Annotated in this window: 25 protein-coding genes, 1 tRNA gene and 1 riboswitch; of the genes, 9 read left to right on the top strand and 17 right to left on the bottom strand. The window is 62.0% G+C overall.

Going from position 1 to position 24,379, the window contains the following annotated elements:
• Window positions 1-4: 4 nt before the first annotated feature.
• Complete coding sequence (locus AB1286_RS11920) at window positions 5-397, bottom strand: DUF2784 domain-containing protein (protein ID WP_430365044.1); 393 nt, start codon at window positions 395-397, stop codon at window positions 5-7.
• A 523-nt stretch (window positions 398-920) separates the two neighbouring features.
• Here AB1286_RS11920 and AB1286_RS11925 point away from each other — a divergent pair.
• The 3 genes from AB1286_RS11925 to AB1286_RS11935 all read left to right on the top strand — a co-directional run bounded on the left by AB1286_RS11925 (window position 921) and on the right by AB1286_RS11935 (window position 3,799).
• The gene (locus AB1286_RS11925) at window positions 921-1,802 is read left to right on the top strand and encodes a DMT family transporter (protein ID WP_430363478.1); all 882 of its coding nucleotides are present in this window, start codon (window positions 921-923) and stop codon (window positions 1,800-1,802) included.
• Between the two features lie 79 nt (window positions 1,803-1,881).
• Window positions 1,882-2,952, top strand: coding sequence for a phytoene/squalene synthase family protein (locus tag AB1286_RS11930; RefSeq protein WP_430363479.1), 1,071 nt, complete (start codon window positions 1,882-1,884; stop codon window positions 2,950-2,952).
• Window positions 2,953-3,006: 54 nt separating this feature from the next.
• A riboswitch (ZMP/ZTP riboswitch) is annotated at window positions 3,007-3,130 on the top strand.
• Between the two features lie 36 nt (window positions 3,131-3,166).
• Window positions 3,167-3,799 (top strand): LysE family translocator, encoded by a 633-nt coding sequence (locus AB1286_RS11935; RefSeq protein WP_430363480.1) that lies wholly within the window; start codon window positions 3,167-3,169, stop codon window positions 3,797-3,799.
• Window positions 3,800-3,910: 111 nt separating this feature from the next.
• On the opposite strand, the gene AB1286_RS11940 is transcribed toward AB1286_RS11935, so the two are convergent.
• Entirely contained in the window at window positions 3,911-4,294 is a 384-nt protein-coding gene (locus AB1286_RS11940) for a hypothetical protein (RefSeq protein ID WP_430363481.1), read from the bottom strand.
• 129 nt (window positions 4,295-4,423) lie between these two features.
• Window positions 4,424-5,503, bottom strand: coding sequence for an oxidoreductase (locus AB1286_RS11945; protein WP_430363482.1), 1,080 nt, complete (start codon window positions 5,501-5,503; stop codon window positions 4,424-4,426).
• 271 nt (window positions 5,504-5,774) lie between these two features.
• Here AB1286_RS11945 and AB1286_RS11950 point away from each other — a divergent pair, with 271 nt between their 5' ends.
• The gene (locus AB1286_RS11950) at window positions 5,775-7,865 is read left to right on the top strand and encodes a UvrD-helicase domain-containing protein (protein WP_430363483.1); all 2,091 of its coding nucleotides are present in this window, start codon (window positions 5,775-5,777) and stop codon (window positions 7,863-7,865) included.
• 133 nt (window positions 7,866-7,998) lie between these two features.
• Here AB1286_RS11950 and AB1286_RS11955 read toward each other — a convergent pair whose 3' ends face one another.
• Window positions 7,999-8,904 (bottom strand): c-type cytochrome, encoded by a 906-nt coding sequence (locus AB1286_RS11955; RefSeq protein ID WP_430363484.1) that lies wholly within the window; start codon window positions 8,902-8,904, stop codon window positions 7,999-8,001.
• 300 nt (window positions 8,905-9,204) lie between these two features.
• On the opposite strand from AB1286_RS11955, the gene AB1286_RS11960 reads away from it, so the two are divergent.
• Window positions 9,205-9,280, top strand: a tRNA-Arg gene (locus AB1286_RS11960).
• A gap of 745 nt (window positions 9,281-10,025) precedes the next feature.
• On the opposite strand, the gene AB1286_RS11965 is transcribed toward AB1286_RS11960, so the two are convergent.
• From AB1286_RS11965 to AB1286_RS11975, 3 genes are all read right to left on the bottom strand, one after another.
• Window positions 10,026-10,640: a hypothetical protein gene (locus AB1286_RS11965; protein WP_430363485.1), complete on the bottom strand. Its 615-nt coding sequence runs from the start codon at window positions 10,638-10,640 to the stop codon at window positions 10,026-10,028.
• A gap of 2 nt (window positions 10,641-10,642) precedes the next feature.
• On the bottom strand, window positions 10,643-11,215 hold the full coding sequence (locus tag AB1286_RS11970; RefSeq protein WP_430363486.1) for a PAAR domain-containing protein: 573 nt from the start codon (window positions 11,213-11,215) through the stop codon (window positions 10,643-10,645).
• A 140-nt stretch (window positions 11,216-11,355) separates the two neighbouring features.
• Window positions 11,356-11,784 carry a PAAR domain-containing protein gene (locus AB1286_RS11975; RefSeq protein ID WP_430363487.1) on the bottom strand — a complete coding sequence of 143 codons (429 nt, stop codon included), beginning with the start codon at window positions 11,782-11,784 and terminating at the stop codon, window positions 11,356-11,358.
• A gap of 368 nt (window positions 11,785-12,152) precedes the next feature.
• Between AB1286_RS11975 and AB1286_RS11980 the strand changes: the two genes are divergently transcribed.
• The 4 genes from AB1286_RS11980 (at window position 12,153) to AB1286_RS11995 (ending at window position 14,714) form a co-directional block, all read left to right on the top strand.
• Complete coding sequence (locus tag AB1286_RS11980) at window positions 12,153-12,680, top strand: site-specific integrase (RefSeq protein WP_430363488.1); 528 nt, start codon at window positions 12,153-12,155, stop codon at window positions 12,678-12,680.
• Window positions 12,681-12,790: 110 nt separating this feature from the next.
• Entirely contained in the window at window positions 12,791-13,087 is a 297-nt protein-coding gene (locus AB1286_RS11985) for a type II toxin-antitoxin system RelE/ParE family toxin (protein WP_430363489.1), read from the top strand.
• A gap of 13 nt (window positions 13,088-13,100) precedes the next feature.
• Window positions 13,101-14,213 carry a HigA family addiction module antitoxin gene (locus AB1286_RS11990; RefSeq protein WP_430363490.1) on the top strand — a complete coding sequence of 371 codons (1,113 nt, stop codon included), beginning with the start codon at window positions 13,101-13,103 and terminating at the stop codon, window positions 14,211-14,213.
• Between the two features lie 15 nt (window positions 14,214-14,228).
• Window positions 14,229-14,714, top strand: coding sequence for a hypothetical protein (locus AB1286_RS11995; RefSeq protein WP_430363491.1), 486 nt, complete (start codon window positions 14,229-14,231; stop codon window positions 14,712-14,714).
• A 319-nt stretch (window positions 14,715-15,033) separates the two neighbouring features.
• Here the strand turns inward: AB1286_RS11995 and vapC are convergent, their stop codons facing one another.
• The 10 genes from vapC to AB1286_RS12045 form a co-directional block, all read right to left on the bottom strand.
• Window positions 15,034-15,444 (bottom strand): type II toxin-antitoxin system tRNA(fMet)-specific endonuclease VapC, encoded by a 411-nt coding sequence (gene vapC / locus AB1286_RS12000; RefSeq protein WP_430363492.1) that lies wholly within the window; start codon window positions 15,442-15,444, stop codon window positions 15,034-15,036.
• A complete protein-coding gene (vapB, locus tag AB1286_RS12005; protein WP_430365045.1) occupies window positions 15,444-15,659 on the bottom strand; it encodes a type II toxin-antitoxin system VapB family antitoxin in 216 nt (71 codons plus the stop codon). Before vapB ends, vapC begins: the two co-directional genes overlap by 1 nt.
• 379 nt (window positions 15,660-16,038) lie before the next feature.
• On the bottom strand, window positions 16,039-17,229 hold the full coding sequence (locus AB1286_RS12010) for a porin (RefSeq protein WP_430365046.1): 1,191 nt from the start codon (window positions 17,227-17,229) through the stop codon (window positions 16,039-16,041).
• 82 nt (window positions 17,230-17,311) lie between these two features.
• Entirely contained in the window at window positions 17,312-18,343 is a 1,032-nt protein-coding gene (locus AB1286_RS12015; RefSeq protein ID WP_430363493.1) for a glycerophosphodiester phosphodiesterase family protein, read from the bottom strand.
• A gap of 88 nt (window positions 18,344-18,431) precedes the next feature.
• Complete coding sequence (locus AB1286_RS12020) at window positions 18,432-19,226, bottom strand: phosphodiesterase (RefSeq protein ID WP_430363494.1); 795 nt, start codon at window positions 19,224-19,226, stop codon at window positions 18,432-18,434.
• 140 nt (window positions 19,227-19,366) lie between these two features.
• Window positions 19,367-20,140: a carbohydrate ABC transporter permease gene (locus AB1286_RS12025; RefSeq protein WP_430365047.1), complete on the bottom strand. Its 774-nt coding sequence runs from the start codon at window positions 20,138-20,140 to the stop codon at window positions 19,367-19,369.
• 128 nt (window positions 20,141-20,268) lie between these two features.
• Entirely contained in the window at window positions 20,269-21,156 is an 888-nt protein-coding gene (locus tag AB1286_RS12030) for a carbohydrate ABC transporter permease (protein WP_430363495.1), read from the bottom strand.
• A 34-nt stretch (window positions 21,157-21,190) separates the two neighbouring features.
• Window positions 21,191-22,450: an ABC transporter substrate-binding protein gene (locus AB1286_RS12035; RefSeq protein ID WP_430363496.1), complete on the bottom strand. Its 1,260-nt coding sequence runs from the start codon at window positions 22,448-22,450 to the stop codon at window positions 21,191-21,193.
• 2 nt (window positions 22,451-22,452) lie between these two features.
• Window positions 22,453-23,598 (bottom strand): ABC transporter ATP-binding protein, encoded by a 1,146-nt coding sequence (locus tag AB1286_RS12040; protein WP_430363497.1) that lies wholly within the window; start codon window positions 23,596-23,598, stop codon window positions 22,453-22,455.
• Entirely contained in the window at window positions 23,585-24,373 is a 789-nt protein-coding gene (locus AB1286_RS12045; protein ID WP_430363498.1) for a DeoR/GlpR family DNA-binding transcription regulator, read from the bottom strand. Before AB1286_RS12045 ends, AB1286_RS12040 begins: the two co-directional genes overlap by 14 nt.
• Between the last annotated feature and the right edge of the window lie 6 nt (window positions 24,374-24,379).

Here is a 24,379-nt window from a genome sequence, read left to right on the forward strand (position 1 = left end):
GCGCTCAAGTTTTGCGTCGGCGCTCGGCTTTGTCCCTAGGGGGTACGTAACGCCAGGTCAACAATACGAGAAAGGCGAATAGGACGTACGCCACCGTAAACACCCACATCGGCAATTCATAGTAGAGAAGCCGCCCGAGCCAGTACTGGATAAAGCCTTGCGGGCCCACGTGGCCCGTACGCAGCCAATCTTCGAGCATCGTCGACGGGCACGGGATGTCGAGCGCGGCAAGCAGGGCGACGACGCCGATCGCCGCCAGATGGACGAACCGAAAGCGCCGTTCTCGCACCCACGCCCAGCCGCACGCGGCGCCAAGCCAGATCGCGGCGAATCCCCCGACGATGAACGCCGCGAGGCATGCATGCAACACGAGGACGGCGTCGGCTAGGACAGTCATGACGGTCGAGACGATCGGCAGGAGCGACGGATGCCGGTCAGTATCGCACCGCGAGCGCCCGGCAATCCCGCCCATCCGTTGCGGCAAAGCGATTGCCTCGCGCGTGGCCATTGGCCATTGCGCGATCGCGCCGTCGCGGGTAGGCTGTCGAACAGTCGACTGTCCGCTTACGTGGCATCGACAATCGTCGGCCGCCGCCGTTCTCGGCGAGCCGCTCAACTCTTCACCGATTCGACATCGATGACTCATTGCATGCGCCCGCGCGGCCTCGTATCCCGCATCTCCGGCTCCAATGCCGGCGCGGGGCGCATCGCTTCGTCGAATGTCGTCGTGCATGTGCATGCCGGCTCGCCTCCCCCGCCGAGGCAAGTCGTAGTCGGCATCGCCGCGCCTCCGATGGCGCGCGGCGCTTAAACGCCGACTTTCCGGTTCGCCCACGCTCAAGCGTCGAGTTCCGCGTTCGTCCGAACGCCGGGCGCGCACGTGCGTGGGTCCGATGCACACTTGCACAGGTGACTTTCAGATGAATTCCATTCGGGCCGCGCTGGCGGCTTACGGTACGACCTCGCTTTTTGTTTTGCTATGGAGCAGCGGTGCGATCTTTGCCGAACTCGGCATCCGGCATGCGCCGGCCTTCGCCTTTCTGCTGATGCGCTTTGCGCTTGCCGGCGCCGTGCTTGGGCTCGTCGGGCTGTGGCGACGGCGCTGGCTTCCGGCGCGCGGGACGCGGTGGCGCGTCGCATTGACCGGCGCGCTGCTCACGGGCGGCTACTCGATCTGCTATTTGCTTGCACTCGCACGCGGGCTGACGCCGGGGCTTTTGGCGACGATCCTCGGCGCGCAACCGATCCTGACGATGCTGGCCACCGAGCGGCGTCACTCGCCGCGCCGGCTGGCGGGGCTTGCGATCGCGCTCGTCGGCTTGGCGCTGGTCGTTCATCCAGGCGGGAACGCGGCGGCGAGTTCGGTCGGCGGTGCGGTGCTCGGACTGGCGGCGCTCGGTTGCATGACCGTCGGCGCGATCTTTCAGAAGCGCATCGCCCAGGCACCGATCGACGTGCTACCGCTGCAAAACGCCGTCGGCCTGGTCATGTGCGCGGCGATCGCCCCGACCATGCCGCTCGCGTTTCGGCCGGACGCGACGCTCGTCGTGTCGGTGCTGTGGCTCGCGCTCGTGATCTCCGTTTTCGCGCAGTTGCTGTTCTATCGATTGGTGCAACGCGGCGATCTCGTGAATGTGACGAGCCTGTTCTATCTCGTGCCGATCGTGACGGCGCTCATGGACTACGTTTTTCTCGGCAATCGCTTGCGGCTCGGGGAAGTCGCCGGCATGGCGGCGATTTTGAGCGGGCTTGCGCTCGTGCTGAGTGCCGATCGCAAACTGAAGGCATCGGTCGGCACATAGTCGTTGTCTGACGAAGGACGGGCGCACCGCGGCGGACGGCTACAATGGCGCACCGGTGCGTCCCTCACTCATTCGATTCATGTCCAACGCTGCTCGCGCCGATCTGCTCGGCCCCCTGCTGAAAAGTGTTTCCCGCTCGTTTTATTTGACGTTGAACGTCTTGCCCGGGGCAATGCGCGACCCGGTCGGCCTGGCGTATCTGCTCGCGCGGGCCGCCGACACGATCGCCGACACCTCGCTCATCGAGCCCGCGCGCCGGTTATCGCTGCTGCTGGCGCTGCGCGCCGCCGTGGGCGGCGACCGCAGCGAGGAAACGGCCGCCGCGATTCGCAGCATTGCCGGCGAGGTGGCCGCCACGCAGGCACTGCCCGACGAGAAGCGCTTGCTCGAAACGCTCGACGCGGCGCTCGCGCTGCTCGACGAGCTCGAACCGGCCGATCGCGATGCCGTGCGCGACATCGTAGCCACGCTCACGACGGGCATGGAGTTCGACTTGCAAACATTTCCGTCCGAGGATTCGGGGGCGGTCGCCGCGCTGACGGATATGGCCGAGCTCGATCGCTACACGTACCTCGTTGCCGGATGCGTCGGGGAGTTTTGGACGAAGATGACCTGCGCGCATGTGCCGGGCACCTTCGCCGAACCGGCCGAGACTGTGATTGCGCGCGGCGTGCGCTTCGGCAAGGCGCTCCAGTTGACGAACATCCTACGAGACTGCGCGAAAGATCTGCGTATCGGCCGCTGCTATTTGCCCGAGCCGCTGTTGACAAGGCACGGGCTCACCGTCGAATCGATGATGGCGCCCGATGGTTCGTTGCGTGCGCGTCCCGTCCTCGTCGAGTTGATGGCGACGGCGCTTGCGCACTATCGCGCCGCGGCCGACTACACGTTCTCGATCCCGCGCCTGTCGGTACGCCTGCGTCTGGCTTGTTTGTGGCCGATTCTGATTGGACTCAAGACGCTGCGTTTGCTCGCGGCCAACGAAGCCTGGCTCGATCCGGCCCATATCTCGAAGGTGAGCCGCAACGACGTCTACCGGCTGGTCGCGGGCTCGACCGCCGTCGTTTGCTTCGACAGCGTGCTGCGCCGATGGATCGAACGCATGATGCGCGAGATCGAAGCGACGCTCGGTACGACCGTTATTGCGTGATTGAGCAGACAATGCGCGGTTTGCGGCGCATCACGACGAAGCATGAAATAATCGATTCATCCGCGCGACTGGCGCCGTGAGATGGAGCACACCATCGGGAAGCGCGGGGACGAAGGTGAATGCGCGTTTTTCGCGAGCGCCTTGGTCGACGGATCCGCCGCGCGCCTGGGCATGCAAGGCCTGCCATCAATCCATCGTCGATCGAGGAGAAGCAATGCCCACGTCCGGTTCTCTACTCGCGTTCGGTCTCGTCGCGCTCGGTATCGCGCTGACGCCCGGTCCCAACATGATTTATCTCGTGTCGCGCTCGCTTTGCCAGGGGCGAGCCGCGGGCATGATTTCGCTCGGAGGCGTGGCGCTTGGCTTCGTCTTCTATATGGTCAGCACGGCCTGCGGGATCACCGCGCTGCTGATGGCCGTGCCGTTCGCCTACGACGCGCTGCGTCTCGGCGGCGCGCTCTATTTGGTCTATCTGGCGTGGCAGGCTTTGAAGCCGGGCGGCCGTTCGCCGTTCGAGGTGCGGGATTTGCCCGCCGATAGCCCGCGCAAGCTTTTCGTCATGGGCTTCGTGACCAACTTGCTCAATCCGAAAATCGCCGTCCTGTACCTATCGCTGCTGCCGCAATTCATCGATCCGCACCGTGGCAGCGTGCTTGCGCAGTCGCTGACGCTCGGCAGCCTGCAAATCGCAGCGAGCCTCGCGGTGAACACGGTCGTGGCGATGATGGCCGGTTCGATCGCGGCGTTTCTCGCGGGCCGTCCGAGTTGGGTGATGGTGCAACGCTGGATCATGGGTACCGTGCTTGCCGGCCTTGCCGTTCGGATGGCGACCCAGGCGCGGCGCTGAGCCGAACGATCGAGGGGCCGGCCTTCGATTCGGCTCCCACGGTTGGAAAAAAACGCGGCACGCCTTTCGGCGATGCCGCGTTTTTTAATGGCAGCGCGTGCCGTTGCTACTTCAATAGCCAATCGCCCGTGCGGCGCCGTCCAGTTCTTGATTGATGACGCGCTGCTCGTCGGCTGAAATACCGCCACCGTGTTGGCCCGCCATGTCGCCCGTTTCTTGGCGGATTACGTCCAGCCGATGGTGCAGCGCAGCGCCGGTAGGCGGCGGATAGTAGCCCTGGTCGACGCGTTGATCGATGCGGCGGCTCAGATTGTCGATTCGCTCGTCCACTTCGGCGCGCCGTGCAAGTTCGGCCTCGTGCGGATTGGGCCGGACCACGGGGGGCGGCGGCGGCGGGGGCGGGGGATGCCGCCGCGGCGGCGGCGGTGTGACGACACACGCCGCTAGCGTGGAAACCAGCGCGCAATAAACGAGTGCGCGAATCGAGCGTTGCATCCCATTCTCCTTGTGCTTATGCATGGGTTTTAGTGTGTGGGCGGACCATCGTGGTCTCGCGATAACAAACGTCCGGCATGCCGAGCTCGATGACATACCGGCTCAAAATCTTGCATTGGCGGGTTACGCTCAAGCCGGCAGGCGTACGAAGGGCAGCCGCTTGCCTTCGCGCGCGCTTTCGTTTGCGAGTTCGATGATCGTCATGACGTCGACGGCGTCTTGCGGCGATACCGGGAACGGCGTCCCGTTCGTTGCGGCCGTCGATACCGCGCGATAGAAGTCGACATAGGCCCCGTCGCGCGTCGGCACGGTACGTTCGACTTCGCGTTCGCCCTCTAGTGCACGCAGCGTGCCCGCGGCGTTGCCGCCGCCGAAGCCCGGCTGGCCGGGCCGTAGCCCCGCTTTGAGTTGGTCTTCCTGCGTGTCGAGCCCTGTTTTTACATAGCTGCCGCGCGTACCGTGCACGGTGTAGCGCGGCGGCTCGATCGCCACCAACGCGCTCGCGTGCAAGAGGACTTCCTTGTCCGGATAGCCGAGCAGCACGTGCACGTAGTCGGGTGCGCTCGCGTGGTCGCGGTGTTGCTTGACCGTTGCGTAGACCGATTCGGGGGCGCCGAACAAGGCGAGAGCTTGGTCGATCAGGTGCGGGCCGAGGTCGAACAGCAGGCCGCCGCCGCGCGACGCTTGCTCGCGCCAACGCTGGCGTACTTCCGGCCGGAAACGATCGAAGTGCGATTCGAAGTGGACGACACGCCCCAGCGCGCCGCTTTCGATGAGCTCGCGCAGCGTCATGAAGTCGCCGTCCCAACGGCGATTGTGAAACGGTGCGAACAGGACGCCGCGCTCGCGCGCTAGCCGAGCGAGGGTGCGGGCTTCGTCGGAGGTGAGCGTCACGGGCTTGTCGACGACGACGTGCTTGCCCGCAGCGAGCACTTTCGCCGCAAGTTCGTAGTGCGTGTCGTTAGGGGTGGCGATGACGACGCATTCGACCTCGCTGGAGGCGATCAGTGCGTCGATATCGGCGACGATTTCGGCGTCGGGATAATCGGCGAGCGCGCGTTCGCGCTGACTGGTGGCGATTGCGGTGATGCGGGCGTAAGGCGTGGCGGGTGCCTCCGGCGGCGCCCCGCAGTGATCGATGACGGGCGCGTGAAACGTTGCGCCCGCGTATCCGTAGCCCATCAAACCGATTTTCAACGTGCAAGCCATGCGTGCTTTCCTCCGCGTGACGACATAGGGACGCCCCGGCGAGCCTGCGCTTCCGTCATCGAATGACGAGCGGCCGGCGAGCCGTGCGACGGCGAGAGAGTCGAACATTGTGGCACGCATCGGGACGGGGAGGAACCGATCCCATTCGGTCAGACCTGCCGACGCGCCCATCCGTGTTAACATCGCGCACTCGCCTTCACGGCTTCGTGCGCCGCATTCGCTACAGCATGGATGCGTGCTCCGCCAACCTCGTTACACCCATCCACAGACGATGTCCGCAGGATTGAATCCCGCCCAGAGCGAAGCGGTGCGCTATCTCGACGGCCCGTGCCTCGTGCTTGCCGGTGCCGGCAGCGGCAAGACGCGCGTGATCACGCAGAAGATCGCCCACCTGATCGAGAACAAAGGCTTCGAGCCGCGTCATATCGCGGCCGTGACCTTCACGAACAAAGCCGCCGCGGAAATGCGCGAGCGGGTCGGCAAGCTGCTCGAAGGCAAGACACTGACGACTCCCGGTAAAGAGGGTCGGAAAGTCCCCGTCAATCAGCTGACGGTGTGTACGTTCCACTCGCTGGGCGTTCAGATCTTGCGGCAGGAAGCCGAGCATTTGGGACTCAAGCCCCAATTTTCGATCATGGATTCCGACGACTGCTTCGGCATGATCCAGGAGCAGGTGGGCTCGACCGATAAGGGCTTCATTCGGAAGATCCAATCGATCATTTCGCTGTGGAAAAACGGCATGATCGATCCGGCCACCGCTGCGACGATTGCTGCGGATGAGGACGAACATCAGGCCGCGATCGTCTACCGGAACTACGTTGCGACGCTGCACGCCTATCAGGCCGTCGATTTCGATGATCTGATCCGTCTGCCTACCGAGCTGTTCAGACAGAACGAGGCCGTGCGCGACCGATGGCAGAACAAGTTGCGCTATCTGCTGATCGACGAGTACCAGGACACGAACGCGTGCCAGTACGAACTGGTGAAGCTGCTGGCGGGGCCCCGTGCGGCCTTCACGGCCGTCGGCGACGACGACCAGGCGATCTACGGGTGGCGCGGCGCGACGCTCGAGAACCTGGCGCAGCTCGGCAAGGACTTCCCGAAACTGCATCTGATCAAGCTCGAGCAGAATTACCGCTCGACGGTGCGGATTCTGACGGCGGCCAACAACGTCATCGCCAACAACCCGAAGCTGTTCGAGAAGAAGCTGTGGTCCGAACACGGCATGGGCGACACGATTACGGTGACGCAGTGCAACGATGAGGAGCACGAGGCGGAATCGGTCGTGTTCCGGCTGTCGGCCCACAAGTTCGAGCGGCGTACGCAGTTTCGCGACTATGCGATCTTGTATCGGGGCAATTTTCAGGCGCGGATCTTCGAACAGGTGCTGCGCCGGGAACGTATCCCGTATGTGATTTCGGGCGGCCAGTCGTTCTTCGACAAGGCGGAGATCAAGGACATCTGCGCCTATTTGCGGTTGATCGCGAACCCGGACGACGATCCTGCGTTCATCCGCGCGATCACCACGCCGCGGCGCGGGATCGGCAACACGACGCTCGAAGCGCTCGGCTCGTTCGCGGGGCAGGCGAAGGTGTCGTTGTTCGAGGCGGTCTATATGGGCGGGATCGAAGCGCGGTTGTCCGCGCGGCAGGTCGAGCCGTTGCGTGTGTTCTGCGATTTCATGCAGCGCATCGCCGACCGCGCGACGAAGGATGCCGCTACGACGTTGCTCGACGATCTCATGGACGCGATCCATTACGAGGCGTATCTCTACGATACGTTCGACGAGCGCCAGGCGCAGTCGCGCTGGCAAAACGTTCTCGAATTTCTCGAATGGCTCAAGCGCAAGGGTACGAAGCCCGAGCCGGAGCAGGCCGAGGACGGCGAAGCGAGCGGTTTCGACAATGCCGACGGCTTGGCCGACACGGGTAAGAACCTGCTCGGATTGATCCAGACCGTGGCGTTGATGTCGATGCTCGAAGGCAAGGAAGAGGATCCCGATGCCGTGCGATTGTCGACGGTGCATGCGTCGAAGGGGCTCGAGTACCCGCACGTGTTTCTCGTGGGGGTGGAGGAAGGGATCATGCCGCACCGCGGCGGCGCGGACGACGAGCCGATCGACGATTCGCGGATCGAGGAAGAGCGGCGCTTGATGTATGTCGCGATCACGCGTGCGCAGCGCAGCTTGCATTTGAACTGGTGCAAGAAGCGCAAACGGGCGCGCGAGACGGTGGTGTGCGAGCCCTCGCGGTTCATTCCCGAAATGGGATTGGACGAGGCGCCGCCGCCTACGCCCGAAGAAGCGCCGATGACGCCGAAAGACCGGCTGGCCAGCCTGAAGGCGTTGTTGCAGAAGCCTTGATGCGAGGCTGACGGGTTGCCCGTTTGGCGTTTTAGCGACGATAGAGAAAGTGCAGAAGGCCCCGATGCGTTCGTTCGCTCGGGGCCTTTCGCTTTCGCCGTCTACCTTTTGGCGCTAGGCGTTTCGCTGCCGTTTATTTGGCCGCGCTGACCATATAGTCGACGGCCGCTTTGACGTCGTCGTCGGAGGCGTTCGAGCCCCCTTTGGGCGGCATATTGCCTTTGCCGTGCAGGGCGTAGTTATAGACGACGTCCATGGGATCCTTGAGCCGCGGTGCCCAATCGTCCTTGTTCCCGAATTTCGGGGCGCCGAGCACGCCGGCGGCGTGGCAAGCCTGACACACTTGCGTGTAGAGCGCTTTGCCGGCTTGGGCCTTATCGGCTCCGCCCGACGCCGACGCCGGGGCGGGCGCACTGGGCAGAGCGGCGATGGCGGCGGCCGCTTGGTCGTTCACCATGCCGGTGCTGGCGACGGGACTTTGCGCCGCCGATGCGCCGGACGCCGGCTCGGCCGTCTGCGTGGCGGTCGCGCCGGCGGCGGGGGCGGCCGGTTCCGGGAAGCTGGCGCCGGAATGATCGGCCATGTAGACGACGGCGCGGGCGATCTCGTAATCGCTGTAGTCGTCGGGGCTCGTACCGCCGCGCGGCGGCATGGCGTTCTTGCCGTGCAGGGCGGATTGCAGCAACGCCGCGTAGCCTTGCGCGATACGCGGCGCCCAGTCGCCGTTGTTGCCGAACTTGGGTGCGCCGGCTGCACCGGGGGTGTGGCAGGTGGTGCAAACGGCCTTGAAGACTTCCTCGCCGGTTTTGTAGACGTGCGGTGCGTTCGGATTGCGCACGTCGACTTGGGCGAGAGGGGCGATGCGCTTGGCGACGGTGGCGTCGGCCAGGCCGTCGGTTCCGGCGCCTGAGCGTTCGGACTGATTGACGTAGTACGCGAGCAGCCAGATGACGATGATCGGGATGGCGAACGCCGCGATGACGGCAGCGATTAGCTGGCCGGGCGTTTTGATCGGGGCTCCGTGTGGTGCTTCGCTCATGCTTGTCTCGTCTCCCGGGAATATTGTTGGTGAGCGGTAACAGCGCGACGGCAACAGCAACAGCTAAAACCTGAAACGGCTAAGTCGGCATCGACTTAATTAATTCGATCAAACACGGGTCGATTATAGACTCAAGGTTTTGGCGTACGCGAGCGGGGCGGTGGGGGTGAGGGGGCCGCGTTTACCCGGGTTGGCACGTTTTTGCGATAAGGGGCTTGGTGGACGCGATAGGCGAAACCGGGTATCCTCTCGGTCTCGCTCGGCGCCGCGCTCTCAAGCTGCGACGCCGCACGCGCTGAAGCGCCCGTAGCTCAATGGATAGAGTACTGCCCTCCGAAGGCAGGGGTTGCTGGTTCGATCCCAGCCGGGCGCGCCAAAAGTCTTCGGTATATCAATGGCTTGGCGAATCGCGCGACATCTGCGTCGCTGTCGTACGGAAATCGTACGGAAATGCCCCGCCCTCTCATCCTTCCCATGAAGCCCGACTTTCCGCTACCCTCCGGCGACGAAAGCTGCTTTTTGCAACTGGTTTCAAAAAGCGTCGCAGTCCAAGAGATTGACCGGCGAGCCACGCTTCCATGACACGAAACTTGCCTTACGTCGGCCACCGCGAAGCCCCTCTACAGAGGTTAGACAAAGCTGCACAAATCCAGCGGGAACAGCGTACGAACCTATTGAGAGACAAGGCTCGAAAACTCGGGTTGCCGGAATCTGGCCTCGAAGGGTTCGTTTATAGCCTGGGTCCGTGTCTTCTCGGCGTCGAAAAACCGGCGTCACCGGAGGTTGTCGAGGCGCACCTACGGTTACAAAGCGCTGCGCACGAGCTGCACAGGGCAATCGACATCAAAATGAAAAGACAAACCACGATAGAAGTTCTATCGATGGCAGAAGGAGCACGAGAAAAAGAACGATCATCGATCTGTTGATCTTGTCGCGCAGAGAAAACCATACTGCGATAGCAATCGTCGCGAGCCACCCTGCTAGACAGTAAAAGGAAAGCTGCACGCTTGGTGACAACGTGCCTCCGCCAAAGTCGATTTCCCTCCAGGCTCCCCTTCGTAGCCATCCAGATAGCAGGATCAGCGCAAACTGACAAATGCATAGAGCAATGTAGCGCTTCTTCACTGGTCCGCCTGCTTCGGGTAGGAGTTCTTCGTTGCAAGCCGTTTAGACTTTTCCACGACGGCGTCCAACTCAGCCGGTGTTACCGGCGTCGGGAACCATCGCGGGTCATGGGCCAGAATTCCGATGGATTCGAGTACATCGGCTACGTTCGATGAGCAACTGTTGTTCACGATGCTGTACGTGCTGCTGTTCGGGTGGGCGCGCTTGAACTCTCTGTCCACAGCGACGCGCCGCTGTAACTCCGCCTTCATCTTTGCCTTCTCGGCGGGAGATACCCGAAGCACCAAGCCAACGTTATCGCGCCACAAGTTTCCGGCGGTGCGGATCGATCCGTTGGTCAAGTGAACAGTGCCGCCGTAGAAATACGTGTGCCTGTCGATCTCCACGTATTCTTCGTGCGCGCGGCTGTAGACGGTCCCATCGATGTCGATAGCTACGTGCCCAAACTGCGAGCCCATACTATGCAGGCGGGAATCGCTGACAATGACCTCGACGGTTGTTGAATCTACGGTAATAGCTTTGGCTGATGCGTCGGATCTCGGTGTCGTAGTTTTCGTTCCTACCAACCGATACTTCGCCCCGTCGGGGGACGCGTGAATCTGTTCAGGCATGGTTATCCTGCGAGGTATACGTTGACGTTTTCTTTGGCTGCCGTGGACGATAGCAAGTGCGTGTGCCCCTGCTGGTCGGTTACCCCGTACTCGAACTCGCCGTTCGTCCGTTCCATCGCATATGCCGCGCCGCTGATCGGCTCGCCGCGTTGATCTCGCAACACATACCGATCGTTGAACTCATTGAGTTCGCTTGATGCGGTGTCGCTGATCTGGCTTGCGAAGGCGGCCGCGCTAGTCGCACCGAACGCGGGGGACTCACATGTCCCCTTTGTCTCGACATCATCGTCGCACCAGGACTCGCCGGAGAGCGCTGCGACGATCTTTGGGGGCGTTGAGCATCGACACAAGACTATGTCGCCATGGGCGGCCGTTTCACCCATGAAGTTCAGCCGCGTGGGGCCGCCGGCTTTTGCGATGGTGCCAGTACTTTTACACGCCTGACAGAAAGCCGTCTTGCCGATCAACGCCACCTGATGCCCGGCATCGCCGAAGGTGAAGACGGGACCGGAATAAGCGAGGATTTCGCCTCCTCGTTCAAGTTTATCGCCTACGCAGGCGATTCTCCGCAACATAACTGATTCCTCGAAGCAGCATGAAAGCCATTGGAGTGGGGGCGGCGCTCCTGAGCGACGGACGGCGCCGCTGTTGAAGCCATCGTCGGATGGCTCTCCAACTGTGGCGTGATTTCTCTGTCGGATTTGCTAACGGGCCACTACATCCCCGTCATTCCTGACTTTCGGGAGGGGACGTAGTGCGGGTCGAGGAAACCTGGAATCGCGGGCGAGTCTTCATAGCGCACTATCTCAAATTCGCGATTGAGCGTATCGACTATCTGGTCGCCGTTACTTACATGACTGCCCACGATCGCGAGAGGCTTCCCGTTATCGATGGCCGCGAATCCGGCACCAGACGTGATGGTTGCGGTGGTGCCATCGGGATAGCGGACTTCGTCACCGACGCGCGCCACGCGGCAGTCTCCGCTGCAACAAATTTGCGACGAGGCAACGTGTACTGTGCCGCCGGCAATTGTTCGTGAACCAAGCGTCGCCACGAGGTGCCGGGCGACGATGCGTCGTGCGCTCGCAGGTTGGAATTCGTTGCTAGCAACGGTCGCCTCGGGGGCGACGTTATTGTTTTTCATCAGTTTCTCTCAGGTCGAAAACGCGGAGTGCCGGTCAGTTTGCCGGCTCTCTCGCGGTCAGGCAGTGAGAATTATCTCGGTGAGTGCCGAGAAGATGCAACTTGCCGAGTTGTGCCGATCGACGAATCATGCTGGAAGGTGACACGCAGCGTTGTTGGCTTGAAACGGGGTGATGTGCGAACTTATGTGACGGTGCGGCTTGCCGATGGTGTTCAGGAATCGACAGTAAAGCGGGAGCGAAGCTGTTTTCGGCCGCTATCAATTTCGTTCGCATCGAATACGACCACGTCGAGCTGGCGAATCCGGTTCAGCAACTCCGACTGGACGGTGGGTGGCATCGGGTTCGGTGGCTAACTCGATCTCAGGCTATGTCATTGATTTCTGCGGCCCAGGCGTACGCTCGGCGCCCACACTTGCCGAACTTCGTGCGTCTCGCCCTTAACACTGGTTGCCGGAAGAACGAGCCGCTGGGGCTTGAGTGGGAGCGCGTCGACTTTGAGCGCGCGTGCTTTCGTCTTGAGCCGGAACATACAAAGGGCGGCAAGCGTCGGCTTGTACCGTTAAAGGAAATGGCAATGTCGGCGCTTGCTGACCAGCGCGAATGGGTTGGACGGAATTTTTCCGGGTCGCATTGGGTGTTCCCATCGTCATGGGTCATTGGGCGTACTAGGACAATACAGAAGGGCTTCGCTGCCGCGTGCGAACGAGCTGGGATGGAAAACTTCCGCATCCATGACTTGCGACACAAATTCGCGTCCTGGTTGGTTATGGACGGCGTTTCCCTCTACGTCGTCAAGGACTTGCTCGGGCATTCGTCGATATCGGTGACGGAACGCTATGCCCAACTGTCCCCCGATCAGGGGTGGTTGGCGGTCCAGCAACTGCTGGTGTTCTGAGGATCTGGCGAGAAAGCGCCGAATCCCGTAATATGATGAAAGCACGTCTTTACACTATGTGTAAAGACTGTATTTGACTGTTTTGAAGTCTTGCCCTACACTGAGTTCCCATGGATGTTGAATTCGACGATGACGACCTAGACCGGCTTGAGACAGACGCCTCGTTCACCGCTGGGTTCGCGCAGGAGATCGTTCGCGCCTATCGAAAGCGCATGCAGCAGATTCGTGCAGCGCCTGACGAGCGCGACTTTTACGCGGTCAGGGCACTCAATTTTGAGAAGTTGCGAGGTAATCGGGAGGGACAGTATTCGATCCGGCTTAATTCGCAATGGCGGTTGATTCTTGAGCTTCGCGGGGCTCATCCATGCAAGATCGTCGCGATCGTTGAGATAGTTGATTACCACTAGTATTGGAGAGGTTATGAACGTACGCGTACCTGCTGAAGTGTTTCCGCCGGGTGAGTTCCTGCGGGAAGAGCTGGAGGCGCGGGAGTGGACACAACAAGAACTGGCCGACATTTTGGATAGGCCACCGCGTCTTGTTAATGAGATCATTGCGGGCCGGAGGGCGATTACGCCGGAAACGGCGCGTGGCTTGGCGGATGCGTTTGGCACGTCCGCAGAATATTGGATGAACCTTGAGAGCCAATACCAGCTTTCTAAGGTGAAAGTACCCAATGACAGTGTCGCACGTAAGGCGCGCCTATATGGCAAGTTTCCGGTCCGTGAGATGGTGCGTCGGGGCTGGATAATTAGTTCTGAGAATCTACAGCTGGTTGAGCGACGGTTCTGCGATTTTTTCGGCATCACGAGTTTGGACGATGATCCCGAGTTGTGCCACGCTGCGAAAAAGACTGACGTCGCTGCGGGGGTTAGTCCGCTTCAGCTTGCTTGGTTGTTCCGAGTTAAGGCGATGGCAGCGCAGCAAAAGGTCCCCACGTATTCGCGGGATAAGCTGCTAAGTGCGATAGAGCAAATGCGGCAACTCACGTGTGCCCCGGAAGAGGCTCGGCACGTTCCCCGCTTGCTGGCTGAGGCAGGTGTTCGGTTGGCCTTTGTCGAGCCTATTTCTGGGTCGAAGATGGATGGTGCTTGCTTTTGGCTTGATGATAAAAAGCCGGTGGTCGGTATGACGCTGCGCTTTGATCGCATTGACAATTTTTGGTTTGTTCTCCGACATGAGTTGGAGCACGTGTTACGTGAGGATGCGAAAGATAGCGGTGGCATAGTTGATAACGATGTGGGCGCGGCGGACGACGAGCTGCCAGAGTACGAGGTGCTTGCAAATAAAGCCGGTGCCGATTTTTGCGTCTCTACGGCTCAGCTCGATAATTTTGTCGCACGGGTGCAACCGTACTTTTCGGAGCAGAAGATTTTGCAATTTGCTCAGCGTATCGGCGTGCATCCGGGGTTGGTGGTTGGGCAGTTGCAGCGCAGGCTAGGACGGCACGACTTTCTGCGCAAACATCAAGTGAAGATACGTGCCTGTGTTCTTCCGTCGGCAGACGTCGATGGATGGGGTACTGTCTCTTAATTGATCGGAGCGGCGATGTCAGCGTACGCAAATCAGGTAAAAGCATTTCTGGAGCGCTATCAACGCGAAGTCGGTGGCGATGGGCTATTGGACTCGCACGAAGTTGCAGCCTGGGCCTATAAGAATGGTTTGTACAAGCCAAATGTCCGGACAGTCATTGATGCGATTGCTGCTGACATTGCGCAAGTGTGGCGCGAAGAGTACAGGACTGACGAGCTTGGACAACGCTATCGGGCTAAGCATGCGGTGCGGGGGAAGCGGGGTGACAAGAACTTGTCGCTTTGGGCCGACATCGACGACGATCGTGCGCCTCGCAGCCACTTTGTTCGGTCGTTTGCTCAGCGGCGGCAGCAGATTGTAGGGGACTGCTTTCAACTTCAGACGGACGTAGATGTTTATAACGCGAAGCACTCGGAGCAGGAACCGATCCAGCTAATTCTGGACTTCACGTACGACGTTGAGGAGTTGCAGTTGCCCTATAAGGGGAGCAAAGCGGCTTGACGGCACGCTAAACACGGTCGGCCGACGGAAGAAACGAGTAGCTAGGCGGGGGCGTCTATGGCACGCATTTATCGGACGGTAAGCCACGTCGACGGATGGACAGGGCTACCGCTCCGGCGGAGGCGCGGTTGGCAATGGGGAGCCGAATGCTACCGGTTGATTGCTCGCCAAGTACTGCGCGCAACGCGTGTGCTGCTACTTTTTTAAGCACGCGAAGAATTGCCGGACCGGAATACTGCCCTCCGAAGGCAGGGGTTGCTGGTTCGATCCCAGCCGGGCGCGCCAACTATGCTGCCACCATTCCCATTCGGGACCGCGTTTACCGATCAGTGTGGACCCAGTCTTCAACGCGTAAGCCGGGCACTCGCTCGAATTCCCGAACGTTATTTGTCACCAGGATCATGCCCTGCGATCGGGCATGACCGGCAATCATCTGGTCATAGGGGCCAATCGGTTTGCCGATCTTTTGCAACTCGGCTCTGAGTTGGCCGCTATGCATGGCAGCCTCGTGGTGATATGCCAAGACATCCAGCCGGGCCGCAAAACCTTCGACGACAGCCAGATTTTTCTCCGGCGACGCGGACTTTTCCGCGCCGTAGATCAATTCCATCAAGGTGATCGTGCTGATACAGAGCTGGCTGTGATGGCGATTGAACGCGTCGCGAACCTTGTGGGGCTTGTTCTTGATGGTGAAGATGCAAAATTTCGTATCGAGCATGTACTTGAGCATCACAAACCCTCGCGCTCCTGATCGCCCGGTTGGTCGCGCTCGGCCATGAAGTCTGCGCTCACTTCTTCACCATCAAACCAGCTATCCCACGATTCCCCAGCGGGCGTGAGTATGCGCGTGCGGCCGATGGCCACCACATCGACCCGCTTCACATCGTCAGGGAGCGCCACGGACTTGGGCAGGCGCACCGCCTGGCTGCGGTTGCTTTTGAAGATGGCACCTCGCTCCACGATCGACTCCTCCGTATATGTCAAGCGTATATCCAAGTGCAATGCTATATCGGCATATGTCAGTGGGATATACCATGCTGTTCTCGTAGATAAAACACCGAAGGCAGGGGTTGCTGGTTCGATCCCAGCCGGGCGCGCCAAAATTCGACGTGATTCCAGGCCGATGACACCTGGCGAAATCAAGGCCCTCAGGCGAACGCCAAGGGCCTATTTTCATTTCGGCCGCCGTCGGAAACCCCACCTCGTGCGCCGCGCGGCGGACAAAGCGGCGGAATCGAGAATGGTCCAGACGCAACCCGTACGAAGCGGTCAAGGCAAGTACCGATGAACTCGACCGTCAGTTCCACGGCGACCGGGCATCAAATCAGAACGAGTGGCTCATTCCGAGGCGCATAAGCGTCTGGCTGCGTGACGACGACGACAGTCCGTTTCCCGCATCGCCAACAGAGGCAGTCGCAGCGATCACGTTCCCATAGGCATCAAGCGTATTGCCGCTTGCACGTTGATAACCGACGAGAGCATACAGTTCCGTTCGCTTCGAGAGCGTGTAGAACGCGGCAAGGTTGCCCTGGTGATACGTTGCCGGCGAGGCGTTTGCAGCCGGCGCATTCGCATGCGTATAGCCGTACGAAATTCCGGTACGCAGGGTCGGCGTCCATTGATACATCGCCAGTACGGCGCCGCTATCGAACTTGATGGTCTTTGCGAACTGCGAGAACGAACCCGGCGTGTACTCGGTGTGGCTGTACTGAGCGCCAAGTGTCGTTGCGCCGATCCGGTAGGTCGCCGAGGTCGCGATGATCGAACGCGACTTCGCGCTTGCGTAGCCTGCGTTGATCGAAGAGCCGAATGCGGAATCAGACGATCCGGTCCACGCACCCACCGTCGAGCCATCGTTGCGTGCATTTGCGTAGGCAATGCCCCAGGTCAGCGGACCGCCTTTGTACTGAACGCCCAAGCCGAGCGAGCCTTGTTGCGTGAAGCTACCCGCGACGCCGCCGAGTGCGTAGAGCGCCTCGCCCGTCCAACCGCCAAAGGTGGGCGACCTGTACTTGATCGCGTTGTTCACACGTGAGCTGTGGTCGAGGTTGTCGACGTCTCCCGGCGTTGCAGCCACGCCGCTCATGATTGCCGTGCCCCCCACCGAACCGACCAGATCGATCAGTGGATCGTACTGGCGCCCGAGCGTGAGCGTGCCGTACGTCTTGTCTTTCAGCCCCACGTAGGCGTGACGTCCGAACATCCGTGAACCTTGGCCCAGTGTGCCGTTCGCGACCGAGAAGCCGTTTTCAAGGCGGAAAATCGCAGAGAGCCCCTGGCCGAGATCCTCTTCGCCCAGCAGGCCCCAGCGGCTGCCCGTCCAGGTGCCGCTATACAGGCCATATGCATCGTGGCCGGTGAGCACGGCGGGCTTGCCGGCCTTGCCCGCCGAGGTCGCGGTGGCCGCGTTGCTGACGTAGCCGAGGCCGGCATCGACGACCCCGTAGAGCGTCACGCTGGATTCGGCCTGCGCCTGCGACGTGACGAAAGCCAGTGCCGCGCCCGCGGCGAGCATGGAGAAACGGACGCGCAAAACGGTCTTGCTTTTCATGGTGGTCTCTTACGATCTAAGTAGTGCGGTGGTTGAGCGCTGCGGTTTATTCGTCGGAGGCATGCGGCCCGGTCGGCACCTGCGGCGCTGCGGTGAGCGCGGCGCGCAGGTCATGGGGCGAATCGGTCATCACGGCGTCAATGCCTAGCGCTGTCGCGCGCTCATAGTCACTAGGCGTCTCGATACCGAACGCGACCACTTTCACGTCGCCGCGGGACTTGAAGCATCGAACCGCGGCCTGCGTCCACCAATGCGCGTCGACCTTCGAGATGCCCGCGCCGAGCGTGTAATGCTCGACGACCTCGACTTGCCGATGAAACTCGATGCCAACCCAGGTGCCGGGAGCGGGCGGCGTGTCGCAGCGTTCGTTGAACGCCAACTGCACGAGGCGCTGTCGCGTCGCATCGCGCGATTCGAACAACCGGGCTTGCGGATAGCGGCTCATTAGTGCCGTGGCATCGGCGTCGGTCGAATACAGGCGCACGCGCGGCCACGCATGCGCCTCGTCGAGCACCCTCGCCACGGCCTCAACGAGGGGCGCGACGGGCGTCTGTTTCATGTCGAGCATGATCGGCACGTTCGGCGGGACGGCCTGGAGCGCCTCACGCAACGTTGGAATCGGCAAGGGGTGGGCGCGATACGGGTATTCGATCTGTCCTGAGGCGTCGGTTCGCTTGAATGCGTAGCCGGCATTCAGGCGTGAAACAGCCGCGTAGTCGAGCGTTCCGACGGGGCCGTTGCCGTCCGTCAGCGCAGCAAGGTCGGCCGGGCGGTACATGACGGGCACGCCGTCGCGCGTGACCTGAACGGTCATCCACAGCGCGTCCGCGCCATTGGCAAGCGCGTTGCGAAAAGCCGCGATCGTGTTTTCAGGCGTGTCGGCGGTGCCGCCGCGATGCGCGACGATGAGCGGATGTGCGGGCGCGTCGATCCGCGGCTGCACGGAGACGGGAGCCTGGCCGTGGGCCAGATGGCCCGCGCCGGGTACGAGCAGCACGCCAAGCAGCATTGCTAGCCGCCAGCGCGCGCGCGTCGCTCGATAGGGATACGAAGAAGGTCTCAAATACGGGGGATTCATCGAGTCATCATCCTTATCGATATGAATGGAACGACTAGCGAGTTGAGGGAACGCTGACGCGAATGGCGGCGTCCTCGGTGAGCGGGGATCACTGGGTCAACGGATAGGGATATCGCCGCGACGCATCGAGCAGATCGTGAAAATGAACGACGACGCCGCTTTCGCGAATGAAGATCACGGTGCAACCGGGTGGCTCCATCACGGTCGTCGCGGGTCCTGTATGACCGAATTCGAGAGCATGCTGGTGATTCGTCCCGCGCGTCGTCGAAAACGGAATGCCGTGCCAGGTGCCGGCCGAAGGGCGGTGAACGTGGCCCGAGAATAGATGGCGCACATTGCCCGAACGTGCGACGATTTCGTGCAGCGAAGCGAACTCCGCCAGCCGAATCCAATCCATCGACGGCAGCGCAATGTCGAACGCGGGGTGGTGCGAAAAGACGTAGGCGTCGCGGCCCTCCGCTCCTGCCAGCGCATCGCGTAGCCAATCGAGACGCGCCTCGCAGAGCCGTCCCTCGGCTGTACCCGGTTGCAGCGTGTCGAGGAAGATCAGCCGACCGGCTGCGCAATCATGAATCGATTGAATGAAACCATTCTCGTCGACGGGCGTATGCGGGAACGCATCCCGAAACGCGGCACGGTCGTCATGGTTGCCCACCAGCAAGCGAACAGGAACGCGCAGCGACGACAGACACGTCGCTAGTTCCGCGTAGGCCGCGGCGGCACCGTCGTGTGTCAGATCGCCGGTTACGACGCAAAGGTCGGCGTCCGCATGGTCGCGATTGATCGACGCGATGCAACGCGCCAGATGGTCGGAGGGATCCGCACCGAACAGCGTCTGCCCGGGCGCGGTAATGTGCAGATCGGATAGCTGAATGATTTTCATAAGTTAGTACTACTAATTACCTATCGGTCGAAGACGTCGTTCGACATCGGCTTTGCGATGAAGCGGGTGAATTACGGCATCGCGCCTGGACGCGATGCGGTTCGGCCAACGGCTCTTCCCGTTAGCCTTGTTCGTTGCGTTTAGCGAATCCCCGAGCGCAGGAAAGCGTCTACGAACTGACGCTGAAAGATCAAAAAACCGGTAAGGAGCGGAGCGATTGCGATCAGTGTGCCGGCGCTGATTACGGCAATGTCCACGCCGTTCTCGGGTGCGCCGAACAGCGATAGCCCGACCGTGACGGGCCGCGTTCGGGCGGAATTGGTCACGACAAGCGGCCAGAGAAAGTTGTTCCAATGCGATGCCACGGATACGAGTGCGTAGGCCAGATAGACCGGGCGCGCGGCCGGCACGTAGACGTGCCAGAGCACACCGAGCCAGCCGCAGCCTTCGACGCGCGCCGCTTCATCCAGCTCTCGCGGCACCTGCCGGAACGCCTGCCGCAACAGGAAGATGCCGAAGGCGCTGGCGACGTACGGCAGCGCAGTGCCAATGACGGAGTCGAACAGCCCGAGTCGCGTAACGGTCCGGTAATTCTCGACGAGCAGCACTTCGGGCAGGACGAATAGCTGCATGAGAACGACACCGAAGAGCAGGTGTTTGCCCGGCAAGCGTAGCCGGGCGAATGCAAAGGCGGCGAGCGTGCAGACGAGAAGCTGGCCGATCAGGATCGTGCCGGTAAGTAGCGTCGTATTGAGCAGATACCGCAGCCAAGGGGCCGCGCGCCACGCGGCAGCGAAGTTCGCGAGCGTGAGGGGGCCGGTGGCGTGCAAGGCACTGCCCGGCGGGTGTAGTGAAGCCCAAACGGCGAACGCAAGCGGTGCGATCCAGGCGAGCGCGAGTATCCAGGCGCCCATTGCATCGAGCGAGACGGCAGCCAACGACGCGCGTCCGAACGCGGCCGCACGCCGATGTAGACACCAGCCTCGATGACGAGCGGCGGGCAAAGGATGTCGTTCGCGCGATGCCGGCGATGTGCTCGTATTCATTGATAGTGCGTCCGTCGTTCGGCCCATCGCATCTGCGCGATCGCGGCCACCGCGAGCACGAGTAGGATGATGACGGTGAGGGCTGCCGCGCTTGCCTGATCGAAGTAGGTGAACGCGTTTTCCCACACCCAGTAGAGCAGCAGCTTCGACGCGTTGTCGGGACCGCCTCTCGTCAAGATGAACAGATGGTCGATCAGGCTGACCGAATTGATGAGCGCATTGACGGCGATGAATATCGTGGTCGGCATCAATAGCGGCCAGACGACGCGCCGCACGCATGTGAGGCGTCCCGCGCCCTCGATCCGCGCGGCCTCGCGTAGATCGGCCGGAATCGACTGTAGCGCGGCAAGATAAAAGATCATGAAAAATCCGGCCTCTTTCCAAACAGCGACGACGATGACTGCCCACAGCGCGGTCCCCGGCTCACCCAGCCAGTTGATGCGCCCTGCGCCGAACCAGCTGCCGATGCGATCGAATACACCGATGTCGGGCGTATAGAAGTAGAGCCACAGATTCGCCGCCGCGATCATCGGCAGCACGGTCGGCGTGAAGTAAGCAAGCCGCACGAGCGCGCGTCCAGGGAGCTTCGCGTTTGCCCAAAGCGCCATTCCGAATGCGATCGCCGTGGACAGGGTGATCGTCGATGCCGCGTAAATGAGGTTATTGCGCGCGACCTGCCAAAACACAGGGTCGGCGATCACGGATCGATACACGCCCAACCCGACGAAGCGCGGCGACCGCGTCGGCATCGCTTCGCGAAAGAAGCTGTCCCATAGCGTTGCCGCCGTGGGTACGAACGCGAAGACGGTAAGCAGGATCAGCGCCGGCGCGAGCAGCGCAGCGGCAATCCAGGGTTGCGCGAGGCGGTGGGTTGGGCGGTTCATGCTGACGTGTCTGCGTGTGCGAGTGTACAAACGATCAGCGATAGGCCGAGAGCAGGCGTTCTGCCGTCGCCTGTGCGCGATCGAGCGCCGCCTGCGGCGTTTGCGTTCCCGAGAGCGCGGCCTGCAACGCGTTGTTCAGCGCTTCGCGCACGCGCGCCGAATCATGCGACGACAACTCCGGGATAGCGACTTGCAACTGATCGTGCGCGACTAACGCCTGCGGGAATGACTTGCCGTACTGCGACAGCGCCGGTGTCCGGTAGGCGGATTCGCTCGTGCCGACGTAGCCCGTCGCGATCGACCAGCGCGCGGCCTGTTCAGGAGCGGTCATCCAATGGATGAAATCGAGTGCTGCGCGTTGCTCGTCGGCACTCGCGCCATTGAACAGATAGAAATTGCCGCCGCCGGTCGGCGAGCCCGGCTGCCGATTCGCCGGCAACATCGCGACGCCGAAGTCGAACTTCGCTTCGGCCTTCACTGCGGACAGGTTGCCCGTCGTGTGCCACATGATTGCGGTCTTGCCCTGTACGAATTGCTCGCGCAGCGTGCTCCAGTCGATCATTCCGGGCGGGCTTACATGCGCGTCGCGCGCGAGCGATACCCAGTAGTCGAGCGCGGCGACGGCGGCGGGGCTGTTAAACGTGGTGCGCAGGCCGTCGGCACTGACGAGGCTCGCGCCATTCTGGATAGCGAGTGCCTGGAACATCCAGTAGGGGTAGCCCGTCGACGGAATCATGAGGCCGTAGTGCTGCGGGGTCGTCAACTTCGCTGCTGTGGCGACGAGCGCCTTCCACGTCTTCGGAGGCGTATCCGGATCGAGGCCGGCTTCCCGGAACATCGCCTTGTTGTAGTACATGACGATCGTCGAACGCTGAAACGGCACGCCCCATTGATGCCCGTCGATCGCGCTGTTCGCGAGCAGCGCCGGGTAGAAGCTCGCGAGCCACGCCTTGTCGACACCGGCTATGGTGTCCATCGGCGTGATGAGTTTGTGGTCGATGAGGTCGTGAGTATCGAGCGCGCCCAGTACCGCGATCTGGGCGCCTTGGCCGCTTTGAGCGGCCGACACGGCTCGAGTGCGCGTCTGATCGTAGTTGCCCGCATAGACGGCCTTGATGTCCACGTCGGAATGCGCTGCGCGATACTCGCCGATCAGGCCGTCCATCACCTGCGTCAACGGACCGCCCACGGCGATGGGGTAGTACATCGTCAAGTGCGTTTCCGCGTGCGCCGCACCCCCGGCGGAAAGGCAAAGCGCACCGAAGAGCGCGTTGAGCAGGGTTCGTTTGAGCATGATCAGGTTCCCGGTCGGACAGTAACAAGTGAGCGATGGAGAGGGTGCGCGGCGGGTGCGTGGCTGGCGCATGTCGTCTCGGGCAGTCTTTGGCCGCTGTGCTTGTCGAACAGGTGCTGCGAATGCAGCCGCCACGACAGGCCGGTCACACTGCCCTCGCGGAGCGACGTGTCGCGTCCGCGCGCACTGATGCAGACCACGAACCGCAGACGCTGTTCGGTTTCGACATAGACATACGAGTCCGAGCCCTGGAATTCGATGCGGAGCACCGTGGCGCGAAGGCTGTTGGACGAAGGCGGTACCAACTGGAAATCTTCGGGGCGCACGCCGTAGAGCAATGGGCCTCGGGTGCCGGTCGGTTGACGCAGGGCAGCGGGAACGTCCGCTTCGGGAATCAGCACCATCGGCGGCATGCCGACGAAGCCGGCGACGAACGTGTTGGCGGGTTCCCGATAGATCGACTCGGGGGTGCCGGCCTGCTCGATGCGTCCGCTTTGCATGAGCACGATGCGGTCGGCCATTCCCATGGCTTCGGTCTGGTCATGCGTGACGTAGAGAACCGTGAGGCCGAGGCGCTGCTGCAATTCGCGAATCTCCAGGCGAACCGCGTTACGCAGCTTTGCATCGAGGTTCGAGAGCGGTTCGTCCATGAGGCAAAGCGAGTGACCTGCCACGATGGCGCGGGCAAGCGCAACGCGCTGGCGCTGGCCACCCGAGAGCGCGGCCGGCTTGCGGGCTTCGAGCCCGACGAGGCCAGTGGTCGCAAGCGCCTCGCGCACGCGGCGATCGCGCTCGTCGCGAGGCACACGCCGCACGCGCAGTCCGAATGCGATGTTTTCCGCGACGCTCAGATGAGGAAAGAGCGCATACGACTGGAACACCATTGAGAGCTTGCGGCCATCCGGCGGGACATCGCGCATGTCGCGCCCGTCGATTGCGACGGTGCCGCCGTCGGGCTGTTCGAGGCCGGCCACGATCCGAAGCAGCGTCGTCTTGCCGCAACCGGAGGGGCCCAGCAGCGCGACGAACTCGCCGCGGCCGATATCGAGATCGATCCCATGCAGCACAGGCTGAGCATGCCAGGATTTCACGATGCCGCGCAGGCTCACCGCCACATCAGACATAGCGAGGCGATCAACGCTCGACATGGACGGACTCCGCCTCTTCATTCGCAACGATGAGTCGAACGCGATCGCCGATCAGCTCTCGCACGCCGGTGGGCGGCTCGTCGTCCGTTATCAGCGTGTGTTGCATCAGGAGGTTGTCGTGTCGAACCGACGGGCGCCGGCTGAACTTCCATGTATCCGCAACGAGGATGCCCATCCGGCAACTGCAAAGCAGCGCCTCGCGCGAGGCGGCCTCCTGGCGGTCATAGTCGAGCAGCGTGCCGTCCTCGTCGATGCCGCCGACGCCATAGATGCCGAAGTCCGCGCGGTATTCGCGAAAGAGTGCATCCGCCGACGAGCCGAGGATCTCGGGATTCTGCCGCCGTAACTCGCCGCCGGGTACGATCACGCGATGGCCCGGCTGTGCGGCGAGTGCGAGCGCCGCGCGAAAGTTGTTCGTGACGACGGTGAGTCGCTGACGGGCCAGCAGGGCCAGCGCTACCTGCTCTGGTGTCGTGCCGATACCGAGCAACACGGTGCTGCCGTCCGGAATCAGTTTCGCGGCGGCGGCGCCGATTCGCGCCTTTCCGTTCAGATTGCGCACGCGGCGCAGCTCGTACGGCTGATTCGCGCCCTGCGTGATGAGCCGTGCGCCGCCATGTGTGCGACGAAGCACGTTCATGTCGCAGAGCACGTTGATGTCGCGGCGTATGGTTTGCGGTGCTAGGCGGAAATGGCTGGCGAGCGAGTCGATCGTCATTTCGCCTTGCTGACGAAACAGCGTGGCGATTCTTTCCTGCCGCGTCGAGAGAGTCATGAGCCC

The organism is Trinickia sp. NRRL B-1857, assembly GCF_050470685.1.
GTDB lineage: Bacteria > Pseudomonadota > Gammaproteobacteria > Burkholderiales > Burkholderiaceae > Trinickia.